At 35.9% G+C, this 14,345-nt stretch carries 14 protein-coding genes; all 14 read right to left on the minus strand.

From position 1 onward, the window contains the following. Positions 1–211: 211 nt before the first annotated feature. A complete protein-coding gene (locus JHE06_RS07785) occupies positions 212–1,681 on the minus strand; it encodes a helix-turn-helix domain-containing protein (RefSeq protein WP_201088413.1) in 1,470 nt (489 codons plus the stop codon). Next, the gene (locus JHE06_RS07790) at positions 1,671–3,008 is read right to left on the minus strand and encodes an FAD-dependent oxidoreductase (protein WP_201088414.1); all 1,338 of its coding nucleotides are present in this window, start codon (positions 3,006–3,008) and stop codon (positions 1,671–1,673) included. The genes JHE06_RS07785 and JHE06_RS07790 overlap by 11 nt, the downstream gene beginning before the upstream one ends. A gap of 618 nt (positions 3,009–3,626) precedes the next feature. Then, positions 3,627–4,469 (minus strand): glucosaminidase domain-containing protein, encoded by an 843-nt coding sequence (locus JHE06_RS07795; RefSeq protein WP_201088415.1) that lies wholly within the window; start codon positions 4,467–4,469, stop codon positions 3,627–3,629. 260 nt (positions 4,470–4,729) lie between these two features. Next, positions 4,730–4,927, minus strand: a complete 198-nt coding sequence (locus JHE06_RS12400) for a lysozyme family protein (protein WP_442861661.1) — start codon at positions 4,925–4,927, stop codon at positions 4,730–4,732. Positions 4,928–5,001: 74 nt separating this feature from the next. Next, a complete protein-coding gene (locus JHE06_RS07805; protein WP_201088416.1) occupies positions 5,002–6,933 on the minus strand; it encodes a BglG family transcription antiterminator in 1,932 nt (643 codons plus the stop codon). Between the two features lie 72 nt (positions 6,934–7,005). Then, positions 7,006–8,433, minus strand: a complete 1,428-nt coding sequence (locus JHE06_RS07810; protein WP_201089982.1) for a glycoside hydrolase family 1 protein — start codon at positions 8,431–8,433, stop codon at positions 7,006–7,008. Positions 8,434–8,462: 29 nt separating this feature from the next. Continuing rightward, on the minus strand, positions 8,463–8,825 hold the full coding sequence (locus tag JHE06_RS07815; RefSeq protein ID WP_201088417.1) for a PTS lactose/cellobiose transporter subunit IIA: 363 nt from the start codon (positions 8,823–8,825) through the stop codon (positions 8,463–8,465). 13 nt (positions 8,826–8,838) lie between these two features. After that, positions 8,839–10,083: a PTS sugar transporter subunit IIC gene (locus JHE06_RS07820; protein WP_201088418.1), complete on the minus strand. Its 1,245-nt coding sequence runs from the start codon at positions 10,081–10,083 to the stop codon at positions 8,839–8,841. Between the two features lie 5 nt (positions 10,084–10,088). Further along, a complete protein-coding gene (locus JHE06_RS07825; protein ID WP_201088419.1) occupies positions 10,089–10,397 on the minus strand; it encodes a PTS sugar transporter subunit IIB in 309 nt (102 codons plus the stop codon). Between the two features lie 303 nt (positions 10,398–10,700). Beyond that, positions 10,701–11,207, minus strand: coding sequence for a lysozyme family protein (locus tag JHE06_RS07830; RefSeq protein ID WP_201088420.1), 507 nt, complete (start codon positions 11,205–11,207; stop codon positions 10,701–10,703). Between the two features lie 321 nt (positions 11,208–11,528). Beyond that, positions 11,529–11,972 (minus strand): PTS sugar transporter subunit IIA, encoded by a 444-nt coding sequence (locus tag JHE06_RS07835; protein ID WP_201088421.1) that lies wholly within the window; start codon positions 11,970–11,972, stop codon positions 11,529–11,531. Beyond that, positions 11,969–12,871, minus strand: coding sequence for a hypothetical protein (locus JHE06_RS07840; protein ID WP_201088422.1), 903 nt, complete (start codon positions 12,869–12,871; stop codon positions 11,969–11,971). The genes JHE06_RS07835 and JHE06_RS07840 overlap by 4 nt, the downstream gene beginning before the upstream one ends. Positions 12,872–12,890: 19 nt before the next feature. Beyond that, positions 12,891–13,394: a PTS system mannose/fructose/N-acetylgalactosamine-transporter subunit IIB gene (locus JHE06_RS07845; RefSeq protein ID WP_201088423.1), complete on the minus strand. Its 504-nt coding sequence runs from the start codon at positions 13,392–13,394 to the stop codon at positions 12,891–12,893. A 44-nt stretch (positions 13,395–13,438) separates the two neighbouring features. After that, complete coding sequence (locus JHE06_RS07850; RefSeq protein WP_201088424.1) at positions 13,439–14,317, minus strand: PTS system mannose/fructose/sorbose family transporter subunit IID; 879 nt, start codon at positions 14,315–14,317, stop codon at positions 13,439–13,441. Between the last annotated feature and the right edge of the window lie 28 nt (positions 14,318–14,345).

Genomic DNA, 14,345 nt, shown 5'->3' on the forward strand with positions numbered 1-14,345 from the left:
TATTTAGGACGTTGCGTAACCCAACCCTTTATATAGAGCAACATTAGGTCACGCAAAATGGATTTCCCTTCCCTAACTTGATGAACTCATGCTAGTTAAGGCACAAGAACCAGTTTTCCCTGCCCTAAGCATGTAGAACAAACCTCGTTAAGGCAGGCAAACAATTTTTCCAAACATAATTCATCGGCCATATATGATTTAACACCTATCTCTAAGCATTCAACTGTTGCACGATTCTTTGGATGTTCTTCATGTCGAACGGTGACAAGATCTCAGAGAGGACATACACTTTGGCTTCACCGTAGTGGTCCTTTTGGGTGGGTTGCTCATTGGTTAGAATGAGGTCGTACGTTTTACCCGGCTGGCAGGCTTCTACGCGGATGCCGTTGATATGGCGCATCTTCAGGATAAGCAGCTGATTCAGTGTTTCCGTATAAATGTTTTCCATTTTTAAATCGATCCCGATTTGCACGATGGCTGTCATCTTAAACGAAATAATGGCCAGTAAACTGCTGTATTTCAGCAACTCCATTTTCAATAGACTGTTTTCTTCTGCTTCTTTGATCCCGAATTTGTTTGTACTGATGGACAGTAATGTATGCGCAAATGAAACCAAGTCCCTGCCGGTAAACTGCTTCTCTTTGGCCAGCATTTCTTCATAGTCATAGATTTCAATATCGCCTTGGAAGAAATACAGTTTTGTGTGGATATGAGAAAGGTGATAATACATATCGCGTTCCAACATGTACGGCAATCGGCGGAACTTGTAATGAATAATAATGGTTTCCACAATGTACGTATCCAGATCTGCAATAGGTGCACGGCGGTCACGTTCCAGCCTATATTCGTGAAAGTCATATTCAGTCAGGATCGGAAAAGCTAGTAGAAAGGCAAAGTGCAGCATGGCTTCTTCTTCATCGACTTCAATCGAATAACGGCTGAAGTAGCGCAAAACCATAATGCGGATTTTTTGGTACAACGGATCTTCTAAGTAAGGCTGCATTTGCTTGTGCAAATGTACGTATTTCTTCTCTTTGCAATTGACGCGGTTTTTACTAATGAGCATCCAAACGTTTAGGCGTTGTTTGTTTTCTGGTTCAATCGTGACTTCCAGAAAACTTTCTACGGCTTGTGCCATTTGAGTCACGTGCTTATCTGTATACGAAGTGCTGAGCGCATCTTTGTCTTCAACATAACTATAAAATTGAAAGTAGAAATACCGAATGTGCAATTCTTCGCCATGCAGCTGCCCATTACGGATTTTGATGCCAAACTCTTTCAAATAGCTGTTCAATTCTTTGATTTTACGGAATAATGAAGAATCGCTGATCGCCAGCTTTTGTGTCAGCTGAGTAATCGAAAATTCTTGATGCTTGAATAAAAAACTGATCAGTTTCACTTTGACCGACTGATTCAAATAGAGTTGATAAATCTGCTGTAAAGAAAATTCGTCGCTCATGGTTAAGGAAATGAATTGACCATCATAGCTGATGTGCACCTGGTCGGCAAGCGATTGAATCCGAAAAGAAATGGATTCCAAATCTTTATCGAGCGAAGCTTTAGCAACACTCAAATAGTCCAGCATGTCCGCATAAGAGAGTTCGCCGCCGTTCAGCACGAGTTGTTTAAAAATCGTAACTTCTCTGATTTCATTTTTCTCAAGAAAGTGTTCAATCTTCATTTCCGTCATCCCTCACTTCTAGCCAAGAAACAACATTGGTGGCCGAAATCATTTGAGTAAATGATGGATGGAAGAAATAATCTTTCTGCTGCAAATCTTCCAAGGTTTGTTTCGTTTGAATGGCCAACGCCACTGTATTGATTTTTTCTAAAATATTTGAAGTCGAAATCATTTGTGCTCCAAGCAAGACGTGACTGGCTGCATCGTAGATCCATTTGATCGTTACGGTATCGGCGTCCGGCAGGCTGGTTAAGCGCACTTTTTGACGGTAGGCTTTAACCGTTTGACCCGTAAACAAACTTTCGGCTTCTGTTACGCCGGTGCTGGCAATGTAGTAACCTAATATGGATGTCCCAATCGTACGTAAGGAGCCTTTGAAAGTCCTTTCTGGTCGGACAAGGTTAGCTGCCGCTACGATTCCTGTCCGGACGGCATTGTTCACGAGTGGAATGTACACCGTATCGTCGTCTTCGCCAAACGTCAATTGAATGCAATCCCCCACGGCAAAAACATCTTCCACCGACGTGCGCATATAGCGATCGACGGCAATCGTTTGGTCCATATGGAGTTGAATGTGTTCATCTAAAAAGTGCAAATCCGGTCTCACATTCACCCCTAAGATAGCGGTATCACTCGTAACCATTTCATTTCCAAATCGAACCGTTACTTGTTTATCCGCATCAGTTGTAATAGAAGAAACCGTTTGGTTCAAGCGCAAATCGATCCCTTGTTCAACCATTTTCTGCTGCAAGGGCTGGATCATGTCTCTATCAAAGTATTTGAATAACACATAGTCCATACTTTCGATCAACGTAACTTTCTTTTGCTGTTGGCTCAGCAAATCGGCTGCTTCTACTCCGACTTGACCAGCTCCAATAATGGTTACACTTTGGCTGGCTTCCATTTTGGCGAGAGCAGCTTGGGCTTCATGGTGCCGTTTGTACTTCAAGACACTTTCGCCACTGCTGCCGCTGATTTTTTGCGACAACTGGCTCGAACCCGTTGCAATAATCAACTTATCATAAGCGATCGTTACTTCTTGTCCATGACGGAGATAATCGACTGTTTTGTGAACCGTGTGAATTTTTTCAACAGAGGCTTCTAAGCAATAGCGAATGCCTTGCTTTCCCAATTGCTCTTTAGTAATGAAGTAAGCTGATTCTAAGTCGTCAATCTTATTCTCCCAGTACAAATGCAATCCATTCGGAATATACCCTAACGTAGACTGCTTTTCCAGCAACATAATTTCTGCATCGGACTGTTTTTTCCGAACTTCTAAAGCTGCTGCTACCCCAGCAAAAGAAGCTCCTATAATGACTACTTTCATGTTATTACTCCTTATCAATGCGTTTTCAATTAGTATAACACAGAGAGGAAAACTTTCGCATAGGCGAAAGTTACTGGCTTGGAAGGAATCGGGCCATTTCGGACACAGCCAAAATGAACCTCATTGAAAATCTCTCGAAAATTTGATTTGTGCGACCTAAAGATAGAGAATTCTAATCTTTAAGGCACTTAAATAGGTTTTGCGTGACCCAAGAAGAGGAATCGTAACCTATTAGGTCACGGAAAGAAGCTTACCGTGACCTAACTCTGTTGCTACATCCTTGTTAAGGCACGCAACAGTTTTAATAACCTTAAGTCAGACCATTTCGGCGCAGCCGAAATGCACAAAACGATTAAAATCTCTCAATATTTGATTTAAGCACCTTAAGTAGAATAAAGTTTCATTGTTCCGGTATTTAAAAGGTGTTTGCGGACCTTCACCATTGCTTTGCTTATGAGATAAGGTACGCAATCTACTTTTATTTACCTTAACTCGGCTGTTCCATGCTGGTTAAGGTTCTTAATAAGATTTGAACAATCAAAATAGTTCGATTAGAACGCAATAAAAAAAATCCGCAAAAAATTAACTCTACCTCTTAATGAGATAGGGTTGGTTATGCTAGTAGTTAATTTTTTGTCCAATGTAAATTTTATTAGCATCTTTAATGCCATTTTTGTCTTGCAGCTTCTTAACGGTTGATCCCAATTTCAATGCAATTCCACTTAGAGTATCGCCTGATTTAACGGTATACGTTTTATTCTTTGAAGTAGCTGGCTTTGCAGCAGATGCTTTTAATTTCAATATTTGCCCCGTTTGAATGATATTCTTATTTTTAATGCCGTTCCACTTAACTAAATTATCCACGCTCACGCCACTTCTGTTAGAAATCACTGACAATGTGTCTCCCGACTTAACAATGTAGCTGTCACCTGTGATTTTATTGCTTGTTAGTTTGGTCGGTGCTGATGACGGTTTGCTAGGAGCAATTGCTGCACTACTTAATACCTGTTTATCAAATTTTGCCAAATCGTTTGCTTCAATAATAGAAATGATTTTAGTTTGGTAATGTGGATCCGTAGCGTAGCCGGCTTCGTGAATGGCTTTGATCTGCTTTTTGTAATCCGTTAGACCTAAAGCTTTTTTATAGCGGCTGTTTACGTTTAAAAATACGCCGTAGTCTTTAATCGAAGTTGCCCAATCCGGATAGGATCTAAAATTAGCGGTAATAGTATAGGTTATACCGCCATACACCTCCCAAGTAGCCATGTTCGCCGCATTCCCGCCATAGTTGCCTTTGATGCCAAATAAATTATTGTGATTAGCAGCAAGACCAGATGTACCCCACGCTGATTCTAGAGCAGCCTGGGCAATGGCCACTGATGGTAGAACTTTATAGACGGACCACAATGCTGTAGCCCCTCCTTTTACTTTGTTGATAAAATTTTCTGTTTGTACACTCATTATAAAATTCCTCCTTTTGATTTTTTAATAAACAAACACTATAATAATAACGACAAACAACCCCATATTTGTAACCCCTACAAACTCAATTACCCAAATATTTAATAGATTATTATTTTGTTTAACAACACCCGTACACTAACAAAAAAAATACGATAAATGATAACTAGTTAATATTGCCATTAAATTTGAATTATTACCAACTTTCACTTAAAGCAAAAAGAACCTTTATCTCATTGTAATAAAGGTTCCTCCGACTTCTATTTAATTAAATTTTTTCTATACTGATTAACCCTGTAAACATATTCAGTATCTCCATAACTAGGCCAGTCCATTTTTTCTGCCCAGTCTTTTGAAAATTTTTCTGCCAATTCTGGAGTGTGTTTGCCTCCATTTTCTTTAATGTAATCAATATATTCTAAGCCATAGTTATAACTTTGAATAGCAGTAAATCGCAAAATAGGGTGTTTACAAGGAACTCAAAGAATAAGATTAGCAAACAAAGAAATGATGAAGGTTATTGGCTGTTTTTCTATATTAAGAGAGCAATCATCAATTTTAAATGCATTAAAAACTCTTCGAAATTTTCTGCTGAAGCTAATCGTTCCACGTTATGTTTATCTGACACTATTTCAGTAAAAATTTCGAATAACTTATTGAATGTTTTTGCTTCTTTCTTATTAATAGCCACCATCGCAACCATGGTTACCTTATAATCTGCCCACTTGATTGGTTCCTGCAATGTTAAAATTGAAATACCACTTTTAATGGCATCTAATTCTACCGAATGAGGAATCGCTATACATGACGGAAAACTGGTGGATGACATTCCTTCTCTTTTTTGTATACTAATATAAAAACTATCATCAACATAGTCTTGGTCAATTAATTCTTCAACCATTCTGTCTAATACATCTGGAACATCCATCTCCAGCGTATCTAGCTTATTAAAAAATAACTTTGGGTTAAAATATTTTTCAATTAATAGATTATATGCTGCTTTTTTATGAACTCTTTTCTTATTTTCTACACGTTTTCTTAATACATTAACATCTCGTTCTGTTAGAAATGGCTTTATGAAAACTGAATCATCAAATTGTGTCGCAATATCTCTATTTGTCGTCACTAGTAAATCATACTGACGATATTCTAATTCCTCTATTGAATTAATAGAAAAAATAGTGACATTACTATTTAGTGCTTTTTCAATGCTTTCTTTCAATTGATTGGATATATTATGATAGTCATTTACAAATAATAATAGCTTAATATTTTTTTCGTTCGTCTTTTGTTTCTCTAATAGTGTTCCAACATGCAATGCAATAAAAGCAATTTCATCCTCGTTAAATTGTATATCCAACTTCTCCTGAATTAGTGAAGAAATATAAACAGAAACATCGTAAGTAATGGGATAATTTATTTTAATATCCATTATACTGCTATTTCTAGTGTATGTTTTAAATTTAGAGCGATAATGTAAGCTTTGTAAGTGAACAGCTAACTTATTAAAAAATTCTTGATCACTAAAATCAATCAAATAAATTTTTTCTGTTCGAGAGAGAACTACTCTTAATACATCGATAATATTTTCATTAATATAATCTTCAATATTTGTTCTATCATTATAAGAAACAGATTTATCTTGTAACCCAACAAATTGTAAAGATAATTGAAATACTTCTGTGTCGGGAAATTTCAAATTATATTTTTTGGATAACTGTGCAACAATTTCTTTAGTGATATCTAGTTCTTTTTTTAAATTAATTGTTAATTTAGTATTCTCTTCATCTTCCGAAAGAATATAACCTTGGCTAATTCTTTCAATGCTAACCGCAAAATGCAACACAGTATTGTCCAGCGCATAATGATTCGCTATGATATTGTGATTGTCTAGAACAGTTTTAATTGCCTTTCTTAAATACCTTAAAGATATATAACCAATCATTTTTTGAATGGTTTCAGACAACTCGTCCTGCATATCGCCTTCATTGTATAACAAAGTAACCATATACTGTCGTTTAAATCTTTCAGCCCCTTCAAGTTTGATAATATTATTTTTCACTGAGATCTGCAAATTATTGGACGACAGATTATTTCTCAATCTTTGAAGATCGTTATTTAATGTGGATTCAGCAATATATAGTTTTTCACTTAAATCAAATAAATTAATTCCATTTTTCGAATTTTTCAATAGCTCTAAAAGAATTAATGGATCTCTTGAACTATTATTTGAATAATCAGTCTCTGTATTTTTAATAAGCATTTCGTAATTTTCTCTATTAATAGCATATCCTAAGTTACTAGATTCAATTAAATCAGGGATTTCTTCATTGATTTTTGCTACTCTATTTCTAATTGTTCTGCTTGTGACATTGAAGGACAAAGCTAGTTTATTTGATGTTGTCCATTCACCGTTTTGTTTTAAAAGAAAGTTTAAAAGCTCCTTATGCTTTTTATTCAACATCTCTTCCACCTCAAATTCAAGGAAAAGGTTGATTATTTATCATAATAATCAACCTTTTCCTTAATTATAAAATTATAAAATTTCTCCGTTTGTTTCGATTACATTTTTGTACCAATAGAAACTATCTTTTTTAATACGTTCTCCAGAACCTTGTCCTTCATTATCTAAATCAACATATACAAATCCATAGCGTTTATTCATTTGAGCAGAAGAGCAACTAACAATATCAATTGGACCCCATGCACAATAGGCAATCACCTCTGCGCCGTCAGCCATAGCTCGCTTCATTGCTGAAATATGCTTTGACAGATAATCAATACGATACTGATCATGGACCGTCCCTTCTTCTAATTTATCGTACATTCCAAATCCATTTTCAGCAATAACAATTGGTTTGCGGTAGCGATCCCAATAAGAGGAAATTGCTATATAAAAACCAATTGGATCAATATTCCATCCCCAAGGACTTTCTTCAACATTTGGATTCGGCGATACGGAGACTTGTTTCAACTCATTTTTAGATGCATCTGCTGTGTTAGTATAGTAATATGAAATTGCTAAATAATCTAAAGTATGCTCTTTCAATAGTCTTTTATCTTCTTCTGTAATGTTCACTTCTATATCATTCTCATTAAAATAATTCAACATATACTCTGGGTATTCTCCGAAAAACTGTACATCTGTAAAGAAATATTCCATACGGTTCTTTTTGAACGCCAACAAATTGTCTTCAGGTTTTGAGGATGCTGGATAAACAGTTACATCTGATGCCATCGTTCCAATCATTAAATCTGGGTTTAAGTGATTAGCATATTTTTTAATTTTAGCACTTGCCACAAATTGATTATGAATTGCTTGATAAGTAGCTGCTTCGTAATTTTCAACCGCATCTACAGGTATTGCTACTGAATTAAAAGGCTCATAACCGATTAAGTTAATTTGGTTAATAATAATCCAGTATTTAACTTTTTCTTGATAACGGTCTAATAATACTTTTCCATAGCGATAAAACATACCTACGACTTTTTGGTTATGCCACCCCCCATATTTCAATGAAATATTAAGTGGAGTTTCGTAATGCAGCATTGAAATAATGGGTTCCATACCTAATTCAATAATTTTATCTATTAAATTATCATAGAATTTCAATCCTTCTTTATTAGGTTCTTCTTCATCACCATTAGGGAAAATCCTAGACCAATCAATGGATGTTCTAAAAGTTTTGAATCCCATCTCAGCCAATAATTCTAAATCATCTGGGTAAGTATGATAGAAATCAATCCCATGGCGTTTTGGATAGTAGCCTTCTTTGTCACTTAAATTATCTTCGATTTGTTTAATCGTCATTCCAATTTTTTGATCTGCTTGAATCTCATCATTTGTTTTATTTGGTTCGTATTTATGAACATCAGCAATACTCTTTCCTTTTCCTCCAATATCATGTGCTCCTTCCGCTTGGTTTGCGGCGATTGCTCCACCCCACAAGAAATTTTTAGGCATTTGATAATTTTTAGTCACAGATACTCCTCCTATTTTTTTGATATTATTGTTTTAAAAATTTTAATTAAATGTTCTCCAATTAGTATCTCACTTTGTGCTGTCATCATTGTATCTTGAGCATGAGAAAATAATGTAGAATATCTAATTTGTTCACCTGAAGCTTCTTTTTGCAGGGTACTTGTTTGCATTCCATGCGCAGTAACAATGTCTTGGCGAGCTTGTTTAATATATTTATCAGCTTCTTGAAAATTACTTGTTTCAATGCTCGTCAAAGCTTTTACTAAATTATCGCGTGCATTGCCTGAATGAATTAATATATTCATAGAAACTTGTGTTAATTCATCTAATTCTTCATTTGTTTCAGCCTCTTGATTGTTATTTAATTTTGTCATTTAAATCACCTTTCTATTCAGCTTCAACTGCATCTTCTTGTTCTTTGATTAATAATGATTTATCGTAGGCTTTAAAGAATGGATAGAAAATCATCCATGTTAATGCAAAGATTGCAATAGCCCATAATATTGCTCTCCAATCTTGTGTTGCAAAGTATGATGCAATTGGATAAGGCATATACCACAATAAATATGTTGCCGATGGGATGTTAACCCAACCTAAAGACATAATCATATACACTAGGCTTGGAACCACTAAACCATTAATCCACATTGGAACCATTAAATAAGGATTAAAAGCGATTGGCGCTCCAAAAACTAAAGGTTCATTAATATTGAAAATGGATGGCACCACAACTGCCTTACCAATGGCTTTTAATTGTTGAGATTTACTTAGAAGTGCCATCATAACTGCCAATGCTAAAGTTGTACCTACACCACCAATACTGATTAAAGCGTATAGAGTCTCTTGGGTTGCAACTTGCATGTCTCCTCCGCCAGATGCTGCCACTTGTATGTTCTCTGCTAAGTTTGACATATAAATCGGATAGAAAACAGGAAATACTGCCCAAGCTGAAATACCAAAAGAATAGAAGAATACTGGAATAAATACTGACAATACAAAACCAGGAAATGTAGAGGCTACTTGTGCAATTGGAAGGAAAATTCCTTGAATCACAACGAATAAATCAATTTGAAGCTGAATTGTAATTAACCAACCTACAAATAAGATGACCGTGATTGGAATCAAACTATCAAACCACTCAACTACAAAGTCCGGAATCATTGTATCCTCACCAAAAAATGATTTTGTAGCCATAAAGTCCATCACAATTGCTACAAATAATCCTGAGATAATTGCTACAAACATACCTTCAATACCAAATCTTGACAGTGTAAAAGTAATATCTTCTTCTCCAATTGATGGATATAATAACATTAGATATAACACTAGAGAAGTTATTCCAGCAATTAACTTGTTTGAATGCCCCTTATTTTCCATAACATAGTAAGGAATTAAAAATGCAACGATTAACCCAAACATCCCAAACGAGAATGTACTCATAGCTGAAAAATCTGGAACCCAATCAAAATAATTTCTTAAAATTGAAACCATGGTGATTATTGAGCCAACAAATACTAACGGTAAACCTGTTAACATTGCACTTTGAATCGAAGAAACCCAAGGATTTGCTACTAACTTATTGACTTTCGGAGCAAATTTATTGCTCATAAAATCTATAATTTTATCCATCATTTACCTCACTCCTCGTCCATTTTATGAACTAACTCTAGGGCTTTTTCTCCATTCAATGATCCATAAATCATTTGAGGTATAACAGTTACCCTTATATTCTCTGCTGCACACTGCTCTCTTAATTCATCTTCTTTATATGCTAGATGAGGGCCGATTAATAAATAATCAATTTGATTCACAACTGAACCTAATTGTGAATCACTAGCTGCTTTAACTGAAACTTCTTCCCCCTTTTTCTTAGCAGCTTTCCTTATTGCTGCTGCCATAAAACCGCTAGACGCTCCTGAACCACATACTAAAAAAATTCTTTTCATTTGTATTCCCTCCTCTTTTTCTTTACACACTTATCATAACCAAAGTTGACACCGCTTTCTAACTAATTTTTTTCCTAATGATAGGAAAAAAGCTTAGATTCATAAAATAGGATAATAACAACATTTTTGATTCAATTCGTCAATACGAGTGTTTGTGTCCACCTTCTTTGGATTCCTCCTCGCAAAGGACACCTTAGCTCCTACTGTCAAGTTAGTAGTGGACTTTCACCACCATAGTATTACTCATACCGAGCACATCAAAAAAGGGCCTTTATCACAATGTGATAAAGGCCCTTTCATCATCTATTCAGTTATATTTTTCCTATACTGATTAACCCTATAAACATACTGGGTATCCCCATAACTAGGCCAGTTCATTTTTTCGGCCCACTCTTTTGAGAATTTTTCTGCTAATTCTGAAGTGTGTTTGCCTCCATTTTCTTTGATGTAATCAATGTATCCTAAGCCATAGTTATAGCTTTGAATAGCCGTATCCAAATCAACATCTGTTTGCTCCATCCGCTCAATGCTTTGCTGGAAATAATGGACGCCCGTTTTGATACTACGACTCGGACTTTTAATTGTATTGGGCGGCAACTCGATTGATTCACTCGATTGCATCACATCCAAGTTTCTTCCGCCTGATTCTTGTGCAAGAATAGCGAGCACAACCGGAGTATACTCTTCCAAATCATATTTTTTCAATTCTTCTTTAACAAGCGGTTCCCAAACTTGGACAGCTAGCGGAATGGTGCCAAGATAAAAAAACAGTACGGAAAATAAAGCAATCGCTCCAAAAATACAGCTCAAAAAAATGAGCGTCTTTCTAAACCATCCCTTTCTATTTTTTTGCCCCATCTACCTCACCAGCCTTGCTTTTTCAATTGCCCCTATTCTAACATAGTTTCTAATTGAAAAAAATGGATAATTGAAAGGAAGATGGGTGGGCATGAGTCCGTATCTCTTAAATAATAGAGTAGAACTTACGATTATCAAAGTTGTTTAATAAAGCATAACCGAGAGCAGCTTTAATCAAATTAAGTTTCTCTCTTCGTGTTCTAAAAAACTACAAAAAAACAAAAACCTCTTAAATAGGAGATTTTTGTTTTTTTAAAATAAGTACATTTCACTCTAGAAATCTTCCTCTTCATCATCTGTATCAGAGTCTTCAGCCGACCATGATACGATACCTTGCTGAGCTTCGCTGATGACAGAAGCGACAGCATCTTGTATGGAAGAACCAATCATTCGTTGATTGATAGCATCGATGACCATTGGTAAATTGACACCTGCGATAACATGGATGTTCTTTTGTTGTTCATCTGGAAGTGAATTTACAGCTAAAACAGCTTGGTTATACAGGCTGGCGCCCGCCAAATCCACGAAAATAATGATCCCTTCGCCTTGATCCACCGCTTTGATTTCTTTTAAAAATTTTCCATTTAATTCTTGAACATCATCTTCTTGAAATAAGTTTAATGTTTTAATATTTTCAGTACTGCCTATAATCAAATCGGCTGCACTGACTATGCCATCACTCATCTTTCCATGAGTAGCAACGATGATTCCAATCATTTATTATTCCTCCCAACTAATTGTTTCAAAAAATGCATGACTTCGTTCATATTCGTGTCGCTTAGTTGATTCTGCTGCAACTCTTTTTTACTCAAGGTAAAGTGGTCTTTTTCTTTGCTGCCACTGATGACATACAATAAGCGATCATTTGCGATATCTGGCAAGACAACTGTCTCTACTGAATTTCCAGAGATGGCCAATTTACGATTGCTCATCACTTGGTACAAGTTTTCTTCTGAACCAATACTATCTAACATGCAAACAACTGCATCACTCTGGTCCATAACTTTCTCTAACCCAGCATTATTCGTACAACCTGCGTCTAAAAAAGCAAATGCCAGCTGCTTATTTCTAAACTGTTTTGTGCAATAGAGTTGCACTAAAACGGAAGATGTATTTCGAACTAAATTGTGTTTATTTGGCCATCCTCTAGTTACTTTTTTCAAAAAATAAAAATAGAGAATATAGAATAAAACACAAAGTAGCGAAAGGACACTTCCTAAAGAATTTGTTTGAAATACAGGAATAGCCACTTTCCATGTAAACAGTAAACCGAGAATAATGTATACAGCAGCAGAAAGTAAAATGAGCGTCATCGTATTTTTCATTCGACTTTTTACATTGAAAAATTGATACGGGCCAAGATGAACAGCTGGGGTATCATAATAGGTGCAAATAATCGTATTTGCTTTTTTTATATCTCCAACGTAAAGATTTTTATATTCTACTGTATCCTTTTCATTCAATTTAAAGGTATCCAACTCCACATCTGGCCGAAATTGGTGGATGTCAGCTGATAAACTTTCTAAAAAACGATCTTTTCGTTTTCGTGTATAGCGCTTACCAAAAATTGAATGATAGCGAACATACCAATCTTTTAATTGTTCATCTTGTTCCATCAATTATCATCCTTACTCATTATAAATTAAATTTTGCCAAAACTTCTTTCAAACTGGTTTTTGGAGCAGAAGGAGTTGCTTGGAAATAGATATTTTCCACATTGTGCTCTTCATTCAACTCTTTTAATTTTAACGCATCTTCTTTATTTAAATAAACTGATTTCGTAACCAAAATATCTGTTGCATCTTTTTGAGCAATGCCGCCAATATTTATTTCTTTCATCGGAACGCCATGTTTCACTAAATCATACATAACATTCACTGTTTTGGCAATTAAGATACAACTGTATTCCTTGAACTCAAATTCATCCCAATAGTATTTGCATTTGTCTAGAGTCATCACGACTGTCTTCTGTCCTGTACGTCCTCCAGCACTCTTATACAAACCTTTCATAAATTTATCCTTTGCTACAACGTCATCTACCACAAATATTGAATTTACTCCATCACGTCTAGAAAGTGTCAGCATTACTTGTCCATGAATTAAGCGCTCATCTACACGCGCTAAGTTTACTACTCCCATTAATTTCAACTTCCTTTCTTATCCTTACTTCTGTTCTTATCTTATTACAAAATTCCAATTGCAGCTAATACAACTAAGATTAGGGTCAACCATAGCAGTGCTCGAGTAACTTTTAACCCCTTCTTGACATAGTACCAATACACACCTAGAACGGTTGCAAGTGGTAGTAACCCTGGTAAGATCGTATCGAGTGTTTCCTGGAATATAAATGGCCTTCCAGATATGGAGAATTCCAATGAGGAGGCGACTGTTACATAGTTCCCGGCTAGAATTCCCATCATAAACAACCCTAAAATCGATAATAGTTCAATCGCATTTTGAACGCCTGCACTTTGCATTAATCCAGTGGCACTTCTACCCATAACGAATCCTTGACGGGCAAAGAATAAACCGATGAATAATTGATATAGGGCAAAGGCTGCAAATGGGAATAAAGCCCCAAGTGCCTGACCGTTTTGAGCCCAAGGAATAGCAATAGCAATAAAGATATATTGTACCGTTCCGGAGTCGATGGAGTCTCCAATACCAGATAATGCTCCCATTAGACCAGCCTTGGTATTGTACATTAAATCATCGGTCATTGTTATTTCTTCGTTGTTGATCTCTTGTTTTGCACGTTCTTGTTCCATCGAAGACATTAAACCGGTTATGATTCCGCCACCCCATGTTAACTGGGTATTAAAGAACAATAATTGTCTTTTATAGGCTGCACGTAAAGCATCATCCTCTTTGTATACCTTGCGCAAAATCGGCATCATGGCATACAGTAACGATGGTGCAAGGTAACGTTCAAACGAATGGGGGATCTCATTTGCAAAGTGCCATCTTAGGTAAGCTTTAGAAACATCCTTTTTTGTGATTTCTTCTGGTGCCAGTTCTTTTCTATTTTCAGTAGAAATTGGTTTTTGTGTGTCAGTAGTCATTTTTAGTTCTCCTTTCATTCAATGTTTT

Source organism: Carnobacterium sp. CS13 (genome assembly GCF_016653495.1).
Lineage (GTDB): Bacteria > Bacillota > Bacilli > Lactobacillales > Carnobacteriaceae > Carnobacterium_A > Carnobacterium_A antarcticum.

What these genes read in the sequence shown, in the direction of transcription:
- JHE06_RS07785 (WP_201088413.1), bottom strand. Translation starts at nt 1,681, where the DNA reads ATGAAGATTGAACACTTTCTTGAGAAAAATGAAATCAGAGAAGTTACG.
- JHE06_RS07790 (WP_201088414.1), bottom strand. Translation starts at nt 3,008, where the DNA reads ATGAAAGTAGTCATTATAGGAGCTTCTTTTGCTGGGGTAGCAGCAGCT.
- JHE06_RS07795 (WP_201088415.1), bottom strand. Translation starts at nt 4,469, where the DNA reads ATGAGTGTACAAACAGAAAATTTTATCAACAAAGTAAAAGGAGGGGCT.
- JHE06_RS07805 (WP_201088416.1), bottom strand. Translation starts at nt 6,933, where the DNA reads ATGTTGAATAAAAAGCATAAGGAGCTTTTAAACTTTCTTTTAAAACAA.
- JHE06_RS07810 (WP_201089982.1), bottom strand. Translation starts at nt 8,433, where the DNA reads ATGCCTAAAAATTTCTTGTGGGGTGGAGCAATCGCCGCAAACCAAGCG.
- JHE06_RS07815 (WP_201088417.1), bottom strand. Translation starts at nt 8,825, where the DNA reads ATGACAAAATTAAATAACAATCAAGAGGCTGAAACAAATGAAGAATTA.
- JHE06_RS07820 (WP_201088418.1), bottom strand. Translation starts at nt 10,083, where the DNA reads ATGATGGATAAAATTATAGATTTTATGAGCAATAAATTTGCTCCGAAA.
- JHE06_RS07825 (WP_201088419.1), bottom strand. Translation starts at nt 10,397, where the DNA reads ATGAAAAGAATTTTTTTAGTATGTGGTTCAGGAGCGTCTAGCGGTTTT.
- JHE06_RS07835 (WP_201088421.1), bottom strand. Translation starts at nt 11,972, where the DNA reads ATGATTGGAATCATCGTTGCTACTCATGGAAAGATGAGTGATGGCATA.
- JHE06_RS07840 (WP_201088422.1), bottom strand. Translation starts at nt 12,871, where the DNA reads ATGGAACAAGATGAACAATTAAAAGATTGGTATGTTCGCTATCATTCA.
- JHE06_RS07845 (WP_201088423.1), bottom strand. Translation starts at nt 13,394, where the DNA reads ATGGGAGTAGTAAACTTAGCGCGTGTAGATGAGCGCTTAATTCATGGA.
- JHE06_RS07850 (WP_201088424.1), bottom strand. Translation starts at nt 14,317, where the DNA reads ATGACTACTGACACACAAAAACCAATTTCTACTGAAAATAGAAAAGAA.